General features: G+C 40.9%; 15 protein-coding genes, 1 tRNA gene and 1 pseudogene. 5 read left to right on the top strand and 12 right to left on the bottom strand.

What is annotated here, in order from left to right; all coding sequences use genetic code 11:
- Positions 1–51: 51 nt before the first annotated feature.
- The gene (locus AC1EKT_RS00085) at positions 52–840 is read left to right on the top strand and encodes a peptide ABC transporter permease (RefSeq protein ID WP_481616226.1); all 789 of its coding nucleotides are present in this window, start codon (positions 52–54) and stop codon (positions 838–840) included.
- A gap of 380 nt (positions 841–1,220) precedes the next feature.
- Here the strand turns inward: AC1EKT_RS00085 and AC1EKT_RS00080 are convergent, their stop codons facing one another.
- The 4 genes from AC1EKT_RS00080 to AC1EKT_RS00065 form a co-directional block, all read right to left on the bottom strand.
- Positions 1,221–2,585: a DUF711 family protein gene (locus tag AC1EKT_RS00080; RefSeq protein WP_481615820.1), complete on the bottom strand. Its 1,365-nt coding sequence runs from the start codon at positions 2,583–2,585 to the stop codon at positions 1,221–1,223.
- A gap of 48 nt (positions 2,586–2,633) precedes the next feature.
- The gene (locus AC1EKT_RS00075) at positions 2,634–2,972 is read right to left on the bottom strand and encodes an ACT domain-containing protein (protein ID WP_415687520.1); all 339 of its coding nucleotides are present in this window, start codon (positions 2,970–2,972) and stop codon (positions 2,634–2,636) included.
- Between the two features lie 139 nt (positions 2,973–3,111).
- Positions 3,112–4,125, bottom strand: coding sequence for a ribose-phosphate diphosphokinase (locus AC1EKT_RS00070; protein ID WP_481615819.1), 1,014 nt, complete (start codon positions 4,123–4,125; stop codon positions 3,112–3,114).
- 117 nt (positions 4,126–4,242) lie between these two features.
- On the bottom strand, positions 4,243–5,328 hold the full coding sequence (locus AC1EKT_RS00065) for a DMT family transporter (protein ID WP_481615818.1): 1,086 nt from the start codon (positions 5,326–5,328) through the stop codon (positions 4,243–4,245).
- Positions 5,329–5,533: 205 nt separating this feature from the next.
- Between AC1EKT_RS00065 and rfbB the strand changes: the two genes are divergently transcribed.
- Positions 5,534–6,625 (top strand): dTDP-glucose 4,6-dehydratase, encoded by a 1,092-nt coding sequence (gene rfbB / locus AC1EKT_RS00060; protein ID WP_480033346.1) that lies wholly within the window; start codon positions 5,534–5,536, stop codon positions 6,623–6,625.
- Between the two features lie 99 nt (positions 6,626–6,724).
- Here rfbB and AC1EKT_RS00055 read toward each other — a convergent pair.
- The 6 genes from AC1EKT_RS00055 to AC1EKT_RS00030 all read right to left on the bottom strand — a co-directional run bounded on the left by AC1EKT_RS00055 (position 6,725) and on the right by AC1EKT_RS00030 (position 13,321).
- Positions 6,725–6,809 (bottom strand) — tRNA-Ser (locus AC1EKT_RS00055).
- A gap of 238 nt (positions 6,810–7,047) precedes the next feature.
- Positions 7,048–8,289 carry a UDP-galactopyranose mutase gene (glf, locus tag AC1EKT_RS00050; RefSeq protein WP_481615817.1) on the bottom strand — a complete coding sequence of 414 codons (1,242 nt, stop codon included), beginning with the start codon at positions 8,287–8,289 and terminating at the stop codon, positions 7,048–7,050.
- A 115-nt stretch (positions 8,290–8,404) separates the two neighbouring features.
- On the bottom strand, positions 8,405–9,373 hold the full coding sequence (locus AC1EKT_RS00045; RefSeq protein ID WP_481615816.1) for a glycosyltransferase family 2 protein: 969 nt from the start codon (positions 9,371–9,373) through the stop codon (positions 8,405–8,407).
- Positions 9,373–11,112, bottom strand: coding sequence for a glycosyltransferase (locus AC1EKT_RS00040; protein WP_415683673.1), 1,740 nt, complete (start codon positions 11,110–11,112; stop codon positions 9,373–9,375). The genes AC1EKT_RS00045 and AC1EKT_RS00040 overlap by 1 nt, the downstream gene beginning before the upstream one ends.
- Positions 11,113–11,189: 77 nt before the next feature.
- The gene (locus AC1EKT_RS00035; RefSeq protein ID WP_481615815.1) at positions 11,190–12,476 is read right to left on the bottom strand and encodes an ABC transporter ATP-binding protein; all 1,287 of its coding nucleotides are present in this window, start codon (positions 12,474–12,476) and stop codon (positions 11,190–11,192) included.
- Entirely contained in the window at positions 12,476–13,321 is an 846-nt protein-coding gene (locus AC1EKT_RS00030; protein WP_481615814.1) for an ABC transporter permease, read from the bottom strand. Before AC1EKT_RS00030 ends, AC1EKT_RS00035 begins: the two co-directional genes overlap by 1 nt.
- Positions 13,322–13,394: 73 nt before the next feature.
- Here AC1EKT_RS00030 and AC1EKT_RS00025 point away from each other — a divergent pair, with 73 nt between their 5' ends.
- Positions 13,395–14,567, top strand: coding sequence for an acyltransferase family protein (locus AC1EKT_RS00025; RefSeq protein ID WP_415687535.1), 1,173 nt, complete (start codon positions 13,395–13,397; stop codon positions 14,565–14,567).
- A gap of 26 nt (positions 14,568–14,593) precedes the next feature.
- On the opposite strand, the gene AC1EKT_RS00020 is transcribed toward AC1EKT_RS00025, so the two are convergent.
- The gene (locus tag AC1EKT_RS00020; protein ID WP_415683666.1) at positions 14,594–16,762 is read right to left on the bottom strand and encodes a DUF6541 family protein; all 2,169 of its coding nucleotides are present in this window, start codon (positions 16,760–16,762) and stop codon (positions 14,594–14,596) included.
- A gap of 271 nt (positions 16,763–17,033) precedes the next feature.
- On the opposite strand from AC1EKT_RS00020, the gene AC1EKT_RS00015 reads away from it, so the two are divergent.
- Both AC1EKT_RS00015 and AC1EKT_RS00010 read left to right on the top strand, forming a co-directional pair.
- Complete coding sequence (locus tag AC1EKT_RS00015) at positions 17,034–17,966, top strand: glycosyltransferase family 2 protein (protein WP_481615813.1); 933 nt, start codon at positions 17,034–17,036, stop codon at positions 17,964–17,966.
- Positions 17,967–18,059: 93 nt separating this feature from the next.
- Complete coding sequence (locus tag AC1EKT_RS00010) at positions 18,060–20,156, top strand: hypothetical protein (protein WP_481615812.1); 2,097 nt, start codon at positions 18,060–18,062, stop codon at positions 20,154–20,156.
- On the opposite strand, the pseudogene AC1EKT_RS00005 reads toward AC1EKT_RS00010, so the two are convergent.
- Positions 20,142–20,531 (bottom strand): annotated as a pseudogene (locus AC1EKT_RS00005) (glycoside hydrolase family 25 protein); the annotation flags it as partial. The gene AC1EKT_RS00010 and the pseudogene AC1EKT_RS00005 overlap by 15 nt on opposite strands.

Genomic DNA, 20,531 nt, shown 5'->3' with positions numbered 1-20,531 from the left:
AGTCTACCTTGTGTAGTGAGTACAGTTCATCTCATCGACTTATGTATTACAATGGTAAGTATGTCAATGCCAACTACGTCACCACGTAAGCCGCATCGCAATGCGGGCGAAACATCGGTTAGCAACCCGATGCGCAAACCCGTACGTAACATGAACGCAACAAAACGAAGAATGTATCGTCGCCGCAGGATTGTTGTCGGTATTGCTTTTTTGCTTTTGCTTATGTTGGCAATATTTTGTGTTATTAGCTTGAGCAAGGGTATTGCCGCTATTGGTAAAGCGATTGCCGGTCATGAAGTTACTATTGTTCGTCAACCAGTGCCAGACCCTCGTCCTGTTGGATTAACACCTCATTGCACTGATAAAGATATTCGTCTTGAGCTTTCTACTAAGTCACAAACTGTTCCTATGGGCGGTAGCGTTGAGTTGACAGAACGATTTGTGTACGAAGGAAACTCTTCTTGCCTTATTGACGCATCGGATATGAATGCTGTTCTAACTGTTAATAGTAGTGAAGAAGTTACGCAAGGTAAGCAAGCAACTAAAGATAATAAAAAGAAAGACAGCAAAGACTTTAAAGACGCCAGTAAGAGCGTTGACTACTTATCACACGCAGTATGGCGTTCAGACGTATGCGATGTGTCTTTGAGACCTCTTCTTATGGCAAAAGGCGACCATTTTGAGAAGAAAATTACTTGGAACACTAATTCCACTTCCGGCAAAGGCTGCACCGCTGATGAGGATTTGCCGAAAGTGAATCGCGGAACTTACGTTTTGCGCATTGAGCATAAACGAGTACAAGGGCTTCACAGCGAGCCAGTGATCATTAATGTGCAGTAGGATTTATGCGTGCGACGACCTGCCGAAACGCTGCGCTCGTTTTTGTGGACTTATGTGGGGTGTAAGTCCCCAATTGCGCGCATGTTCTCCGGCATTTGCGCTGACGACTGCACCAGTAACGAAAAAACGGTGACGCTCGCGCAGCGCTTTGACCGAGCTTGAAATCAACAGGATTTCAAGCTCACTCAAAGCGTGATTTGGCTCAAATGTGAAGCACGGTGTGCTTCACATGCCAAATCAGCCGAACGGCTACCAATAGCCGTGAGGAATAAGCTCGCTACGAAACTCGCGTTGGAAGTCCCCCGGACTTCCAACTTAAGCGAGTTTCCGCTTTGACCGAGCTTGAAATCCTGTGATTTCAAGCTCGGTCAAAGCGCACGCTAATTCTTGAAGCTGTGTACTGGAGCAGGAATGCGCCCACCGCGAGTTACGAAAGCTTCGCAACTTGTTTGATTCACTGGCACAATCGGCGCATATCCCATTAATCCGCCGAAGTTCGCCATTTCGCCTACACCTTTTCCAATTACTGGAATAATTCGCACAGCGGTAGTTTTTTGATTAATCATGCCGATTGCAGATTCATCCGCAATCATGCCAGAAATCGTTGCAGCGGAAGTATTTCCAGGAATTGCAATCATGTCAAGACCAACTGAGCAAACGCAAGTCATTGCTTCAAGCTTTTCAATAGTCAAGCAGCCAGACTTCGCAGCAGCAATCATATTTGCATCTTCCGAAACAGGTATAAATGCTCCAGAAAGGCCGCCAACATAGCTACTTGCCATAATGCCGCCCTTCTTAACTTGATCGTTTAGCATAGCGAGAGCTGCAGTTGTGCCAGGAGCACCAACTTGATCCAAACCGATTTTCTCAAGCACTTCGCCAACAGAATCGCCAACTGCAGGAGTTGGAGCAAGCGACAAGTCTATAATTCCAAACGGCACACCAAGCCTACGAGAAGCCTCTTGCGCAACCAACTGACCTACGCGAGTAATCTTAAACGCAGTGCGCTTAATAGTTTCGCACAGAAAAGCAAAGTCTTTTCCTTTAGCGGCATCGAGTGCACTCGAAACAACGCCAGGACCAGACACGCCAACATTAATCACAGCATCGCCTTCAGTTACACCATGGAAACCGCCTGCCATAAACGGATTGTCGTCCGGAGCATTGCAAAAAGCCACGAATTTAACGCAACCGTAAGAATCGTTTCCAGCTGTAGCTTCAGCAATCTTTTTAATCGTGCGTCCGAGCAGCTCTACGCAATCCATGTCAATACCGGTTCGCGTTGAGCCAACATTCACAGACGAGCACACAATTTCCGTCTCACTTAAGGCTTGCGGAAGCGACTCAATAAGCATGCGGTCTGCTGCAGTCATCGACTTTGCTGGAAGCGCAGAATAGCCACCAATTAAATCAACCCCAACAGTGTGTGCTGCTCTGTCTAATGCGTGCGCAATTTGCACAAAATCTTCAGGCTTTTTACAAGATGACGCTCCAACAAGCGAAATTGGAGTTACGGTAATTCGCTTGTTTACAATTGGAATTCCGTAGTCGCGCGAAATATCGTTACCGGTTTTTACTAAATCTTTCGCAAGACGTGTGATTTTTTCCTCAATTTTGTTACAAACATCCTGCAAGTTTTCGCAAGCGCAATCTAGTAGGTTAATTCCCATGGTGATTGTGCGAACGTCGAGCTGTTCTTGCTCAATCATCGAATTAGTTTCGCTTACTTCCATCAGGTTGAGCATTGTGTACTTCCTTACGTTTACTTAGATTGCTTTAGATTGCTACGAGTTTTAAATTCTGTGCATTGCAGTGAAAATATTGCTGCGCTGGCAGCGAATACGCACGCCAATTTCGTTTCCTAGCGTTTCTAATCCTGCAGCAAAGTCACCAAATTCGCAATCAACAGTAGACACGTCAACAATCATCATCATGTTGAAGAATCCGTCGACAATTGTTTGAGAAATATTCAAAATATTTACATTATGCTCGGCAGCATGCGAAGTAACTTTCGCGATAATACCAACGGTATCGCAGCCAACGACTGTAATAATCGCTCTGGAAGCATCAGATTGCAACGCTTCTTGCGATTCATTATTTTCTGCAACTGCTGTTGTGTTATTGGCGACCATATTTGCCTCCTGCCGTTTTGAACCCGTTGTTAATGCATAAAGTTTATGCGTTAACGCGAATTATGCGGTTATTTGTTTTAATTTTATGTATTATGCACTTTATGCGCTTTTATACATTCTTATGCGCTTTTATACGTTTTTATGCGTAAATATTATGCTGCTTCATATCTTCCGGAAGCGCGTTGCGAAGCGACACAAGCGATCCAGAGCGGAACACGGAACGAATGCCAGCAGCAAGAAGCGGCGCAATCGAAAGAACCGTCATATTATCAAGACGCTTCTCTTCAGGCACAGGAACTGTATCCGTCACAATGATTTCGCGAGCGCCAGCAGCTTTCAAACGCTCAACAGCAGGACCGGAAAGCAAAGCATGCGTTGCAACCAAAGTAACAGATTTTGCTCCAGCCTCACGCAAAGTGCGTACAGCTTCGCAAATAGTGCCAGCAGTATCGATCATATCGTCTACAACAATGCAATCGCGTCCTTTAATCTCACCGATAATTCCGTGAGCTTCAGCATGGTTAGGGCGCGTAATATCGCGCGTTTTATGAATAAAAGCAAGAGGTAAATCTCCGAGTTTTGCAGCCCATTGCTCAGAAACTTTGATACGTCCAGCATCAGGAGACACGATAGTTGCGTTGTCGAGTTTCATAGAGTTTCGCACATAATCAATAAGCACAGGCATAGCAGTCAAGTGGTCAACAGGTCCGTCAAAGAAGCCTTGTTCTTGAGTTGCGTGCATGTCAACAGTCAAAATGCGCGTGGCGCCAGCAGCGCGGAATAAGTCAAACATTAAGCGAGCAGTAATAGGCTCACGTCCCTGATGCTTCTTATCTTGGCGAGAATATCCAAAGAACGGCGCAACCACGTTAATACTGCGAGCAGATGCACGTCGCAAAGAATCGACCATAAGCAGCTGTTCCATAATCCAATTGTTAATAGGACTCGTGTGCGCTTGAAGCACAAACACATCTGAACCACGAACAGGCTGAGTAAAGCGCACATACATTTCGCCATTCGCAAAATCGTAGGCAGTAGTCTCAAGCACATCAATACCAAGATACTGTGCAGTTTCATTAGCAAGTTCTGGGTATGCGCGACCCGTAACTAACATCATCTGCTTTTTTGGATTGCCTTCAAGAATTGTTGACATAATTGCCTTCCCGTTTGCAAACTGGTGTTGCGCGACATAGTCGCTTTTTATTTTAGCAGCTTGTGCGCCTCGTACGACACAACAAGCGTTTTATTTTAACGCGTTACTTTAAAATCATTAAGAACTACGCTTGCAAAGCAAAATCATCATTACGAAAATAAGCCCGAATCCCACAAAATCTGCCCACGAAAAAACAGCTCCAGTAAACATAACAGCAGTAATTGCAGCAGTAACAGGCTCGCTAGCTCCAAGCAAAGTGCCACGAACTGAACCGACTCGCATAATGCCCTCTAAGAACAGCCAATATGCTCCAAAAGTTCCAGCAATAACAGTAAAAGTAAAAAGCAGCAGAGCGCGCAAATCTAATGCAGGCATCGTTTCCCACGGTCGCACAAACGGGAGCATAATCAGACCCGAAATAATAAACGTAATGCCATTAACAGTCAGATTTCCCCATTTTGCAATCAATTTCACAGGCATAATAGCAAGCGCCGCTGTAGACGCAGCATCTGCAAGACCCCAAAGCAAACCCATAACAGGCAAAGATAGTGAAGAAAGATTACCACCTGTAGCCATTAAAGCAGTTCCTGCAAAAGCTAGCACAACTCCAATAGTTTCGCGCATAGTTGGCACGCGGCGAGTGTGTAAACACACATAAACCAAAACAAACAGTAAGTTAAGGCTTTGAAGCACAGTAGCAGTGCCAGAATTAGTCCAATCAATAGTACATAAATACGAAACTTGCGTAAGAAGCACGCAAACTACGCCAGTAAACGCCATCGAAATCCATGTGCGACCAGATTTGACTGCTCCAGTAAGCTTTCGCGGAGTGCACGCTGCGGCAGTAATGGCAAATAACATGCCAGCAGCAATTTGACGAACGCAAGCGATTTGCAAAGGAGATACGTGATACGTCGACATGAGGATTTTCGAAACTGTTGCGTTTGCACCCCAAAATGCGCCACCTAAAAGAGTTAAAAATATTCCTACAAGAATAGCGTTTGTAGAATGATTTAACGCTGGATTAGGTTTATTTGGAGTGCCTTCGATTGCTTTTGCTGCAGCTTTTGATGTGTCAAAAGTCTTTGAACCTGTTGATTGCAATTTTGAAGATTGTTGCTTTTTTGTTGAAGATGCACCAGTAGCACCAATATTTGATGAATCCAAATCACGCGCACTGCTACGCCAAGAAAACTTAACCATTATTAGATTCACCTCGCATCCCCAAAACAAGCAAACATGCAGTAATTATTGCACATCTACTCAACTAATTTGCTTATAAACAACACTTTAGAGAAACATACTCTACTTGCGCACACGAGAGAAATGTATAGTATTAAAAAATTACAATTCAAAATGCGCGTATTAAACAACAAAATCGACGCACTAGCCATATGAAGGCGGTAACATGCACAACTACGCATCAAGCAGTAATACTTTTCAACCACACAACATCTTAGTTACTGGCGGCGCAGGCTTTATTGGCTCTAATTTTGTGCATTACATAGCTAAACATCATACAACGGTTGCTGTTACGGTACTTGATTTGCTTACTTACGCTGGGAATATGGCAAATCTTTACGACTTACCTCAAGATTTTGCAAACAACCGGTACGCTTTTATTCGCGGAGATATTCGAGACGAAAATATAGTTGATCAGCTATTAGATCCGCATAATCCAATTAAAACGGCAGAAGGAACAACACTTCCTGCTATCGACGCAATCGTAAATTTTGCTGCAGAATCACACAACGATAATGCAATCGAGTTTTCTGACCCATTTATAAGCACAAATATTTTAGGAACGCATACACTCATTAAATTTGCACACAAATATAATATTCGTTTCCATCAAGTAAGTACAGATGAAGTTTACGGAGATTTTCCTATTGACAGCGTGCTTAAATTTGACGAGTCAAGCCCATATTGTCCGTCTAGTCCATATTCTGCAAGCAAAGCTGCAGGCGACCTGCTGGTAAAAGCATGGTGTAGAACTTACGGTTTGCGCGCAACTATTTCGAATAGCAGCAATAATTACGGGCCGCGACAGCATATTGAAAAGTTTATTCCTCGTCAAATTACAAATATTATGTGCAATATGCCAGCAAAATTGTACGGCGTAGGAGATTCGATACGCGATTGGATCTATGTTGAAGATAATTGCGACGCAATATGGCACGTTCTAACGCGTGGAACAATCGGTGAAACATATAATATCGGTGCCAACTGTGAAATTAACAACATAAATATTTTGCGGATTTTGATGCAACTAATGGGCGTGCCGGAAACAAATATAGCGTATGTAAATCCCAGAATAGGCGAGGATAGGCGTTACGCACTAGATACTACGAAAATTCGAACGCAATTAAAATGGGAACCTAAGCACAACAATTTGAAGCAAGACTTGCAAGAAACAATATCGTGGTATGACTCTCACGCTGATTTATGGAAGCCTATTAAAGCGCAAGTTGAGCAGCATTACGCTGAATTAGGGCACTGAATTTGGGTGACGAAATTGAGTGACAAAATTAGGTTAAGCGGCAATCGGGTTTTCGGCATGAAAAAAGGGCTTCTAGCGATTGGCTAGAAACCCTAGGCGCGGAGAATACGAGATTCGAACTCGTGAGGCTGTTACACCAACACGCTTTCCAAGCGTGCGCCATAGACCACTAGGCGAATTCTCCAATGTTAACTTAACAACCAAATCGCTTGATAAGCAAACAACTTAAATAGAATACCACGAATTTGGGATATTGCAAATTAATACGCGCGTTGACACGCCGAAACGGCAGAAACTTTACACGAGAGTAAAGGAAAAGTCGTTTTCGCGCGAAAAAACGGCAGAAACTTTACACGCGAGTAAAGGAAAAGTCGTTTTTGCACGAAAAAACGGCAGAAATTTTACAGCGACGAAAGTTGAGACTACTTAAGCAGCGGCGCTACTTGCGATTCGTAAGCGCGCAAAGCCATGTCGATTACATTGTGCATGTCGTAATAGCTGTAAGTTCCCAAGCGACCGCCGAAAACCGTGCGAGGCTCAGCTGCAGCAAGCTCCGCATAGCGCGCGTACAATGCTTTATCTGCATCAGTATTCACAGGATAGTAAGGTTCATCGTCGCGAGTTGCAGCGCGAGAATACTCCTGCCACACTACAGTTTCCCCAGCTTTCACACTCTTTCCTGGCTCAAAATCAGCATCACCACTAGCTTCACCACTAGCCTCTCCGACAACTTCCTCGCGCTCCGGATTAAAGTTCTTAAACTCAATCGCGCGCGTAAATGGCACATCAGCATCCGAATAGTTCATAACTGGGCAGCCAAAGTGGTCGCTCTCCTCGTAACGCACTTCCTTAAAGTCCACAGTGCGCCACTTCAACTCACCGAGCGCATAGTCAAAATACCTATCAACCGGACCGGTATAAACAACCGGCACTCCAGCCTCCGCCAACGCACGCTTATTAAACGGCTGCGACTCGTCAAAAAAGTCTACGCCAAGCGAAACGTGAATACGCGGATCGTCAATCATGCGCTGCATCCAAGCTGTGTAGCCGTCCGTAGGCAATCCTTCCCAAGTGTCTTTAAAGTAGCGATTATTGTAGTTAAATCGCACAGGCAAGCGCTTAATAATTCCGGCAGGGAGCTCGGAAGGGTCCGTTTGCCACTGCTTTGCTGTGTAGTTTTTAATAAACGCTTCATACAAAGGTCGTCCAATTAAACTAATGCCCTTATCGTTCAAATTTTGCGGATCTTTGCCAGCAAACTCCCCTGCTTGGCTTGCAATCAAAGCCTTCGCTTCTTCCGGCGTGTAGTGTGCATGGAAGAACTGGTTAATTGTACCCAAGTTGATTGGTAACGGGTAAACTTCGCCGTCGTGCGTTGCGTACACGCGATGCACGTAGTTAGTAAACGACGTAAAACGATTAACATAATCCCATACGCGCTTGTTGCTTGTGTGGAAAAGGTGCGCGCCGTACTTGTGAATTTCGATTCCCGTTCGCTCGTCAAAATACGAGTAGGCATTGCCGCCAATATGATTTCGAACGTCAATAATTTCAACGCGAGCGCCCGCATGCTCCACTGCTTGCTGAGCTACAGTTAAGCCGAACAATCCTGCTCCAACAACTACTAAATCTGGGTAAGTTGCTGATTTTGCTTTTTCGTACATTTTATTCCTTTATAAGATACGTCTATTTTGAAATTATGCTTTATATATTCCCGTTATTAAGCTATTCCAGTTATTAATTTATCCCAGTTATTAACCTAGCATTTCGCTTGTTGCGCTACTTATTTTTAGGAAAATCAACTTTTGGATTAAATCTAATTGCTTTTAGCATTTGACCAATCATTTTGCGGCGCAACTTTCTCTCAACATGTCCTCTTCGCATTTGACGAACTACATTTGCGCAGAAAAGCAAGTATTTTGCTTTACCTTCGTGATGCAAACGGTAAGATGCTTGATTACGCACGCCGTATGCGAATTTCCAAGCATTCTTTTTGTCAATCATTGTAAAGTTCACGCCTTTGTTCGCGCCCATATCGTGCACGATTACGCTGTCAAGCACCTGCACTCCAGGGCACACGCGCGTAATTCGCAACGTATATTCAGCATCATCGAACCAAATAAAGTATTCTTTAAATGGCAATCCGTACTTTTCTATAACCCAACGAGGAATAAGCACCGACACAAACGAACAGCTTGTAACCATAACGAGATTGTTAAATCCTTTAGCAATAAGCCTTCCCCAATCCCACGTTGGTACTGGATTGTTCATTTCGCATATTGATCCATCAACAAACTTAACCATTGAGCAAGCATACGGAACATCCGCACCAAGCTCACCTACGGCAGCATTAAATCCATCTAGAAGCTTTTCCAAAGCTTGTGGCTGAGGGTAGCCATCGTCGTCAAAAATCCACACGAAATCTGCGCCAAGCTCGTAGCCTTTACGCATACCAGCACTAAATCCGCCTGCACCACCAACGTTTTCTGGCAAATTTACAACAGTAAGATTTACTCGATTCCCCAAATGACCATTCGCAAAATCGCGAGTGTACTCTTGCAAATATTTATCTGTGCCATCAGTTGAAGCATTGTTGACAATGATTAGTTGATTTGGAAGTCGCGTTTGAGATTCTAACGAAGCCAATACGGTTTTTAGTTTCTCTAACCTGTTAAAAGTTACTACAACAGCCGCAACATTAACGCTATCTTTTGATTTATTAGCATCCACTACTTGAGCATTTGACATTACTTGCTCCATTCTTCAAATAACTTAGTAAATAACGTTTCTGCAGATTCGAGTTTTGCAAAATTGCGCAATTTTTCAACTTCTTCTTTTAACAATAATGAACGATATGAATCATTCTCCATAATCTTAAACAATTCCTTTACAGACGCTTTAACAAAACTAGAAGTCATTCTTGGCAATAACGCACTTTTTGCTATAACAGTTTTTTGCGACCCAACATCCGATGAAATTACTGGAACTCCATTAGAAAGCGCTTCAATAGTTGTAAGCGTAATACCCTCGTTTACAGAGCTAATAAGTAGCACGTCCGCATCATCATACGTTTTTTGAGCTGAAATTTTCATAGATCTGCGCTCAATAACGTTTTCAAGACCATACCTAGATATAAGTTCTGAAACAAATGTGTCTAATTCACCATCTCCATGCAAAATAAAGTGGAATTTTCCTGGATATTTTTTGTTTAAAGCTTTTGCAACAAGAACAAACGCTTCTGGACGTTTTTGTCTTGCAATTCTTCCAACAAAAGCAACATTCAGAACATTTTTATTTTTTCTCGGCGATACGCAATCGTTTCCAATTCCAGCAGTAAGACCAATAAGTGGAGCGTCAACAATCTTGGAAGATTCAATACCATGCACATTATGTAACCAATTTTCAAGTTGTGGAGAAATAACATGGTGCAAATCAATCCACTTATCGTGTGTTACAGCTTCGTGCGGATATCCTCCACAATTTATGTATTCAACAATATGCAGCGAATCAATAATATGTGTTTCTGGGAAGAATTGTTTAACCCACCAAATATGGTCGTAAAGCCATTGGCAATGGTGTATTGCTATTGCTTTAATGTCAAATTGCTCAAACAAAGATCTTAAGAGTGGAACATCCGCCCAATATTCTCTAATTGGTGGAGTAAGTGGTAACACAAGAGCATCATCACAGAAATCTTTTGTAATCCACGGCTGGTGACCGTCTCTATCTGTGATAACAATTGGCATAAAACCAGCTTTTTTAGCAAGTTTTATTGTTTCTACAGCCCATCTTTCTGCACCACCAGCTTGCAACCAATGCAAACCTATAATAATAGCTTTTTTAGCTCCTTCAACTCTTTTAGCAGGAGAAATACAGTCCAATTTAGCATCTTTTATGCTTGATAAATCCCAATTTTCTTGTTTTGCAATTTCTCTTTGGTGAGCATTTGCAACATAATCAAACTTCTTTTTATTCCAAGGACAATACTCTTCAACAAGTTTCTTCGAATCACACTCGCGTTTTTTACGCATTACTTCCCTAACAACATCAAACATAGAAGGTGCGTGTAATTCACACTCTTTGTAAATGTGCTGCTTTAACGTATCAGAAGCCCAGTGAGACATCACATCATCGTCAGTTGCGTCATCTGGTGTCAGCAACAAATACCTAACGTCATTATCCTTAAATAGCTTGCCTTCATTCCAAAATTCTTTTGTGTATTCGCTATTAGTTTTAACAGTTGATTGTGCACTAAAAGTTGCGATTGGTTGTAATCCTTCGTTTTTTGTACAAGCACCGTCAAAAACTGAAAAATCAGTCAATCGCGGATACTGCCATTTTTGACCCATGTAAACTTGATATTGCAAAGTTCTAGACGGTGCAGTTAGTGAATGATAGTTTATAGCGCCCACAATAAGCCTGCGTTGACGCTCGCTTAAGGATTCTATATAAGCTTTTGCATTAACATCTAGATTAAAGAAATTCATTACCAAAACACCCTTAATTTTAGCTTGTTTTTGTTATAAGTCTTTGTTAAACACGTGTAAGCTAACTACAAATAAAGCTAACATTTACAATGCTTTAAGCAAGTAAAAGTCATTGCATTGTCATTAAGCAGTGCATAATCTTTATTTTGATTATCCCTTACAGCAAACATGCACGAATTACTGTCGTTAGTAAACGCAACCATATCTGTTAATCCAGGCTCAGTTTTGCTTCTAGTACGAAGAGAGGCAACCAGCTTAAATTCGCCATTATTTAAAATTTTAAGAGGCACTTCAAATTCAACTTTTTGTCTTCCTGTTCCTTCGAGCTCAATTTTATCTGCTCCAGAATCATACGTGATTCCTCCACGTTTTATGTCGTGCATTGCTACAGCTATAAAATATTTTCCAGGTTCGTTGAATTCATATTCAACAGCAAAACGGAATTTTTCTTTACAATTAAGCAACTGCTTACTCAAAGGAACAATGCGCATAAATGGCACTCGCTCATTCAAGCCAACAGCATAACTATCTTCACTTTCTCCGCCATTTTGGCTAGAAAGATTTTCTAGAGTGTAACGATTTGCAACATCGTCTTTATCTCCGTTAACAATCACTTCGCCATTCTTAATAAGAACAGCTTTATTGCAATAACGCTTTACTGCGTTCATATCGTGCGTAACAAGGATAACTGTTTTGTTAGCATCTTTTTTGACTTTTGCAAAATATTCATCGCATTTTCTTTGAAAAGCTTCATCTCCCACTGCAAGAACTTCGTCAAGCACTAGAATATCTCCCTGAGCTTGAATTGCAACTGAAAATGCAAGACGCACTTGCATGCCAGAAGAGTAGTTTTTAAGCTTTTGATCCATAAACTCTTCAAGTTCTGCAAAATGCACTATATCGTCATACATGTTTTCTATTTGCGAGCGCGTAAAACCTAATAGTGCTCCATTTAAAAACACGTTTTCGCGACCAGTTAATTCTGGATTAAATCCAACGCCCAACTCAATAAATGGCACTAATTTACCATTTACACGAATTTTACCGGAGTCTGGAACGTAAATTCCCGAAATAAGCTTAAGCAAAGTGGACTTTCCACTTCCATTGCGGCCAACTATGCCAAAGAAGTCGCCTTTGCGCACTGTAAAATTAATATCGCGCAGAACATGCTGTTCTTTGTATCCTTTAATTCCGCGCGTCCAATTAATAAACGCCTGCTTTAAGCCACTTGCCTGCTCGGTTGGTAGTTTAAAATATTTTCCAACATGATCAACAGAAAGCACAACTGGGCGAGAATCGTCTTCTTGAATATCTTCTTGAATATCTTGCACTGCTTTAGTATTTTCTAAATTGACTTCGCTCATTACATCACCTCAGCAAACTTACGATTGTACTTGCGGAACGTGTATACGCCAAGTACGCACAAAAGTACAGTTAGCACTACTGGAACCATCATTAATAGCGGAGAACCGACAAGATTCCACACAGTAGGCTGAGTAAGAGGTGCTACAAGATTGTGGCGCAAATCTTGAATACATTGTGCAATAGGGTTAAGTAACTGCACTTTTGCAATAACCGTTCCCCATCTTCCTAAAGAGTTATTACCAATAACCATGCTAAGTGGATAAATAATTGGCATAGCATAGAAAAGAACTTGTTGAGCAACATCCCACAAATGTGCAATATCTCTAAAATACACGTACATTGTAGAAAGAAGCAGGGTTATTCCTAGCGCAAGAACGTAAAGTTGAATACAATTAAGCGGCACTAGCAGCAGCCACCATGTAAATTGCACACCCGAGCATATTGCAAAAATAATAACAACAACAAGATTTATTGCAAAACTGATTAACGCTCCAACAGTTGCCGAAACCACCACAATGTAGTTTGGAAAATGGATTTTACGCAGCAAATCTCCACGGTCTACCACCGCGCGCAAACCAATCGAAGTGGCCTCGCCAAAGAACTGCCATGCGCTAATGCCAAGCAAAAGCACAACTGGATAGGTTGGCGTGCCATCCGACATTCGCAAAAACTTTGCAAACACTGCATACATTACGCAAAACAGCATGAGTGGGCGCAAAACCGACCACGCAACACCCAAGAAGGAACCTTGGTAGCGCAACTTAAAGTCTGTTTTTACCAATTCTTTAAGAACCACCCACGAATAGTGGTATCTTTCACGCAACTTATCTACAATGTTTTTCACAAGATATATATTTTATCAGTTAGATACTATTTGTTTAACCTGCTTTACTGCGCACAGAATTATGAGGATTATTATGAACCAGCAAAAAACAGCTGCAGCCGCACCGATGCGCGATTGGCGTTTTGAATGGCTTCGAATTATTGCAATGTTGCTTATTGTTGCTACGCATTTTTTTGCCGCAGATGGTAAAAGCGTTACGCTTCCCCACACTTCTTTGCGCTTTGCAGCCCATGAGTCACTTATTATGAGCGGCCAAATTGGCGTTACTCTTTTTGTGCTTATTTCTGCATACTTTTTGAGCAATAACGATTTTTCACGAATGCTTTCTAAGCAAACTGGCCGACTGGCAAAATTGTGGACGCAAGTATTCTTCTACTCAGTATTAGGCGTAGCTGTTTACGCGCTATTATCGCGATTAATGCGCGCAATGTTGCCTAAAGAATTATGCGGTTATCTTTCCACTCGAAACGTAGTTGGATCGCTTTTCCCAATCATTTTTAACAATTATTGGTTTATTACTGCTTTCTTTGTTCTTATGCTGATTGCGCCCTACGTAAATATTGTTTTTAATGCTTTAAACCAAAAGCAGACAATTGGGCTTATAGCGATTGTTATTGTAATAACACTGCTGTGGAAGTTTGCTAATCCTCAAATTCCATACTTTAACGATGTAGCGTATTTGCTTTCGATTTACATGATTGGCGCGTTTATTCGCAAATACGAAAATCATCTTGCTAATATAAGCGTATTAACGGCTTGCGCTGTCACATTACTATGCTACGCATTGTGCGTTATTGGCACTTGCGCTGTTCAACGAGGATTTATTCTTACAAGAGTGCTTAATTACCCTGGCAATCTTTTTATTGCAGGCCCAGGAGCATCCCCCCTGCTTTCTGTAATCGTTGGAGCCACATGGTTTTTGTATTGTGCACAACGCTTTAACAGAACTACAGTTACATATTCTAAATTCGGCACAATCGTAGCCAAAGTATCTCCTGCTACATTTGGAGTTTATTTAATTCACGAGAACTTTTTAATAAAACCTTTGCTTTGGCACGCCGTATTCCACACGCCTCTGGCAAATCGCGCTATGCCATACGAGGTAGCTTGCAACGCATTGCTTATTGTAATATCGTACGTTATTTTGCTTGCAATAAGCTTTGTGCTTTATAAGATTGCTGTTACTCCGCTATGCAAATTAAGCTATGCAGCAGTTTGCAAGTTAAGTGCCAAATCTGCCGCATAGCCATTTATGCATTTTAGATTAAAAGATTACTCGCTACAATCAGCTGTAATCTTGTACAATCGCATATTGCCTTGCGCAAGAATAGACTTAAAACCTGGAGTCTTATCATTGACTTTGTCAATGCCCTTCCACTTTTTAATCTCGTAGCTTGCATACATTGACTTCATATAGTTGGAATCGGATTCATCAACTTTATAGTCACTTCTATCTAATATCAACAAATAACTAGACTTTGCGCGCTTTACAGCAGCGCATACTTTAGAATCTTTGTTAATACGGTTAAGGCGAGCAGAAATAAGCATGTTATCTTCTGTAGGAGCACCCATCCAGTTGCCTTCCCACGCCTTGTAGTACACGTTTAAGCCGTCAACACCCCAAGCGTATATGCTGCCGTCATACGGCTGGTTAAGAACTAACGAGCCTTTAGGAACAATCTTCAAAACTTTCTTTACAAAAGCAGATTCTTTTGCATCATAGCTCTTAGGTTTTTCTACGCGATTCCAAAAACGAACATCACGTACTATTGCACCAAACGCAGTAATAACTTTGCCATCTCTACCAGAAAGATAGTAGGTTGGGAAATAGTTTATAAACAATAATGCGCACGAAAGTACCACAGCTAAAATCTTGCGATTATTGTTTTGAGAATAATCCGCAAGCACACCGTCGCTAATTTTGCGTATAACGTCAAAGCATACGCACATACCCAATGCAGCTAAAGCAGCGCCAAAGAATACGGCAGAAGCTCCTAGACGGTAGGAATCGTGATACCAGAATCCAGTTAGAATCGCCTTTGCGCGCCCATCGCTTGCAGCAGCAAGCATATACAAAACGCACATGATTGCGTACGCGCAGCTAATCCACAAAAACTCACGATGAAATATTGTGTAAATAATTCCAACAATGACAAGCAATCCTAAGAAAATTTGCGGTTCAGCATTGTGGAATCCAACAAATAAAACATCAATACCAGATTGAATTTTGCGCTCAATAGCAGGCCATTGCCATGTAACAGTGCGCTGCATAAACGACGCTTTATACAATCCAAACCACACAGCAACAATTGCAACAAATAGCAGCACAATCGCAATACCCGAATACAATGTGCGCTGCTTTTTGTTTTGCACAAATTGAGCAATATATTGCGGAACACAATAGAACATATATGGCGCAACAAGTACGCCCATTGTAAACACTGAGTTAGGCTGTGTAACTGCTATTCCAACTAAAACAACAAACAAAAATGCAAATGTTTCTAAGCGATTTCGCAAAGAATCTTCTGGTTGCAATAATTTTATGCATAAAACGATTGCTAAAGGCAAAATAGCAAAAGATAAAAGATTGGAATACAAAGATCCAAATACTAAGAATCGCCATGGGAAAATGGCAAAAAGCAAAGGAGTTAAAGACATCGCTAAAACAAATCGCTTGTGCTTTGCAAAAAGCGCGTTAGCAAGCATAAACATAGAAGTTGGGTACACAACAGTAAGAATCAGCACAATTCCCGCATTGATTACTACAGGTATTGAAGCTCCAGTAGCAGACGCCGTTAATGCCATTAGCGAATGCCAACCTGTTGGATAGAACTTTGAGCCAACTGTTGCAATGATGTTCCCCGAATTAAGAGTTGAGTAGTCTCCAACAGTTAGGAATTTACGAATAATACTCATATGCCAAGCGTTATCGTAAAGCTGTGAATATGTAGACAATCCGCCAATTTCTATAAGAAAAATAATAAAAACAATTACCGCGCTTACTGCTACATACAGCCATGCAATTGCCCACTTTGAGTGCAATGCACGATTTACAATATTTCCATTTGAATCCATTGCAGATTTATTTGCAAGCTCTACAGCTTGATCTGCAGCATCCGCTTGTACATTATTGTTATCGCTTTTTGAATCTTTTTTTAATGGCCATTTGCGCAGAAGAATAGGCACAACATAAGATGACAAGCACACAAAAGTAATTGGCAAGACTATTGTGATCCAAGATCCGTAAACACTTGCTTTACTTAGTAAAATCTCGTAGATGCCATAAAAAGCCAATGTAATCGCAGGAGCAAAAAATAGGCTCACCATTTTGCTTTTGCGAAGACTTTTTAAAACTAAAAATCCTGGTAGGTAAAGAAATATTGCCATACAAATAAACGATGATAAGAACATGGCTAATGTTAAAACTTTAGAACCTACCATGATTTAGAGGCCCTTTCTTTTACAACGAGTACTACTGTTTACAATTTGCTACTATTCACTGTATCGCGTTCCCTCACCGTAAAATAATGTTACAAAGTTTAAAACATGCACAACGGAATATTATTAGTTTGTACACGCAGCACAGCATGCAACTTTTGTAAACAAGCGCACAATCCACAACAATGAGTAAAATAACATTGATGTGCCAGTAACTAAAAAGGTTGTTTAAAACCCAAAGCACACGCCATTTACAGTTATGAGGGGATACATTATGACTTCCGTCGCAGTGCTTATACCATGCTACAACGAAGAAATTACTATTAAAAAAGTTGTACAAGACTTCAAAACTGCATTGCCAGAAGCAACAATATACGTGTACGACAACAACTCAACGGACAATACTGCAAAAATAGCCAAAGAAGCAGGTGCTGTGGTTCGTAAAGAGCCAAGACAAGGCAAAGGCAATGTGATTCGTGCAATGTTCCAAGACATAGACGCAGATGTTTACGTAATGGCAGACGGCGACGACACATATCCTGCTGAAGCGGCACCAGCTATGGTTGCAAAAATTGTTGACGGATATGACATGGTTATTGGAGACCGTTTAAGTTCAACATATTTTCAAGAAAACAAGCGACCATTCCACAACTTTGGCAATCGTTTAGTTAGAGGCGCAATCAACACGCTTTTCCACGCAAAAGTAACTGATATTATGACAGGCTACCGCGCTTTTTCTTTTTCATTCGTAAAGACTTATCCTGTACTTTCGCGCGGATTTGAAGTTGAAACAGAAATGACAATTCATTCGCTTAACAACAATATAAAACTGTACGAAATGCCGATTCAGTATCGAGACCGCCCAGAAGGATCAGTTAGCAAGCTAGACACAGTTGGAGACGGTATTCGAGTGCTCTCAACTATTTTTCACATGATTCGCGAATACAAACCAATGCCTTTCTTTGGAACACTTGGCGTAATAATAACACTGTGCGGAGTAGGAGCATGCATGCTTCCATTCATAGAATTTTGGCGCACACACCTAGTAACACGCTTCCCTACTCTAATTGGTGCTGTAATGCTAATTATTGCAGGATTACTATTCTTTATTTCCGGAATTATTCTTGAGATTTTAGCCAAAAATGAGCGCAAACGTTTTATAGAACAAGTAAACCTTTTTGATTACATAAAAAGAAATAGAAAGTAGCAACCTGTGCGAGCCGTCATAAAAAACAATCCTAAACTAAAAACTTATTTGCCATATATAGTGTGCTTTGTTATAAGCGGACTAATAACACTAATGTTTTTTAGTAACTTATTTCAAGCATCCGAATTAGGATTTAAAACACAAAGCATAAATTTAAACACAGTAAAAGAAGTAAAAGCTGAACAAGCAGAAGACTCTACAAACGCAAACCGTGATGAAATATATGCAAAATACAAAAATGACGGCGTACATATATCTAAAAATGGCGCAGATGTAGAATTCACAAACTTAAACACGTACAGCAAAACATTAGAGATTTCGCTACAACAGACAAAACCAGTTTATTATGTAACTGGAAGCGTAGAATTAGAAGACTTTGGTGTAGCTCCTGGATACGCTTTAGCTAGCCAATTTAAAATAACAACAGGAAAATTCAATACAACTAAAGTACGTTTAGAAAGTCACGGAAAACTAAACAAAATAAAATTACACTTTAATGAAACGCCAAACGGAATCGTTGTTAAAAATATAACAATTAATCCAAAATACAAGTTGCACATAAACTATGCGAAATGGGCTATATTATTCGTTTTTGGATCCGCGATTATAACTATACGTAAGAAAAAATGGCACAAAATAGCCTATACTCAAGGAGATCGAGCTCAAACCATAATTTTTTGGGCTTTGTGCGCAATAGTAACCGGATTCTCACTGTATATTTGGCTACGATTAAACACTTATAATCGAATACGCGTCCCACTCTCTTACGATAAATACGATTTTATAGACGGAAACCCATATACAGAGCAGTTAAAAGCTTGGAAACAAGGATCACTATCTTTGCTACAAGACCCACCAAATGGCTTATTGCATTCAACAAACCCATTTAGCATTGGCAAAAGAATGCAATTAGTGCGCGAGGGAACTCCTGCAATATGGGATGTTGTGCTGCATAATGGCAAATATTATTGCTACTTTGGAATAGTACCGTTTATTTTAACTTATTTGCCGTTTAACGCTTTGTTCCCAGCTTGGATGCCGAGCGCAATAATGGTCACAACATTATTTGCAGCAATTACAATACCAGCATTATTTGCATTGTGGAAAGAAATAATAACATTCTTTGAAGTACGAATAAACTACTGCTCAATGCTGCTTATAGGAGCAGCCTTACCATTTGGATGCCTTGTTTTTTATCTGCAAGCATCTGCATCGATTTACTACATTCCTATGGTAAGCGCTATATTTTTCGGAACATTATTTGTTTACGCATCATTGAAAGCCGTAAGACTTAAGACTAAATTTGCTCAGTACGCATTATTTGCTTTAGCTGGATTAAGCTTAGCTTTGCAATGCGGTTGTAGACCAAATTCTTGCATTTCAACAGTTGCGTTTATAGCACCATTGTTCATTGCTTTACTGCTTAACAACTCCAGAAGTGTAGTAAATAAAGTATCTGCAGCTTTAAGCTTCTTAACTCCTGCAATAGCTGGCTTTGCTGGAATCTTAGTATATAACTACTTGCGTTTTGGTTCATTCTTTAACTTTGGTAACGAAGAACAATTAACAAATTTTGACTTGCGATTTAATCGTATAGCCTTTGACCCTCTAAAAATCAAAGACTTGTTAATAAACTTCTTTATAAAGCCACTAAGCATAGATACGGAATTCCCGTATATTACAATAACCAGCTCAAACATTTCGGATTATGGAAATAGTTTCTTTAATCACATGACATTTGGTCTGCTATCAATACCACTTATTTGGGGCATTTTCTTAATAAGACGCAAGTATATGCAAAAAATCGAATACATAATGTGCTTAAGCGGAATAACATTCTCGATTATGTTAATCTACGTAAACTACTGCTTAGGCGGCAGCCTTTACCGTTATTATTGCGATTCAATAATAATTCTTATGATTATTGCATCTATTGGTTTTGCTAGAAGAAATTGCTCAGCTAATCAAGATGCGCAGTTGCAATTAGATAAAGAAAATGCATGCAACAATATCGAATTGAATAGGAACCAAATGTCTACTCAAACTCTAATCGTTGCATGCACTACATTAACGATAGTATTAGGATTCTTGCTTGTATTTGCAAATCACACAGAAGCTGCGAATGAAATACAATACACGAATCCAGATGCTTTTATTGCATGGAGCCAAATGCTATCAGTGGGCTTCTAGAACATCCTTCTGGCACTTTTGATGCCATAAGCCATTGCCATCATTATGCTCGTCTTCTACAGGTGCGCCGACCTTCTTAAAGTCACCGCGCGCATAATAATCCTTGCGAAGATTGAACATGATAACGAACTTCTTGTCTGTGCCATGCGTCCAAACATCACCATTCTGGCAACGCTGACGCCACCAGCCGCCACCCATGTTCTCCTCTTCAGCAACAGGAGCACCAAGCCAACCGGCGCCACGATGATCATAGTAAGAATCACGAAGCTCAAACTGAATCACAAACTTCTTATCCTTACCATGCGTCCAAACATCACCATTCTGGCAACGCTGACGCCACCAGCCGCCACCCATGTTCTCCTCTTCAGCAACAGG

The organism is Bifidobacterium sp. C0047B3 (assembly GCF_056590535.1).
This window is presented reverse-complemented; position numbering and strand designations above follow the sequence as displayed.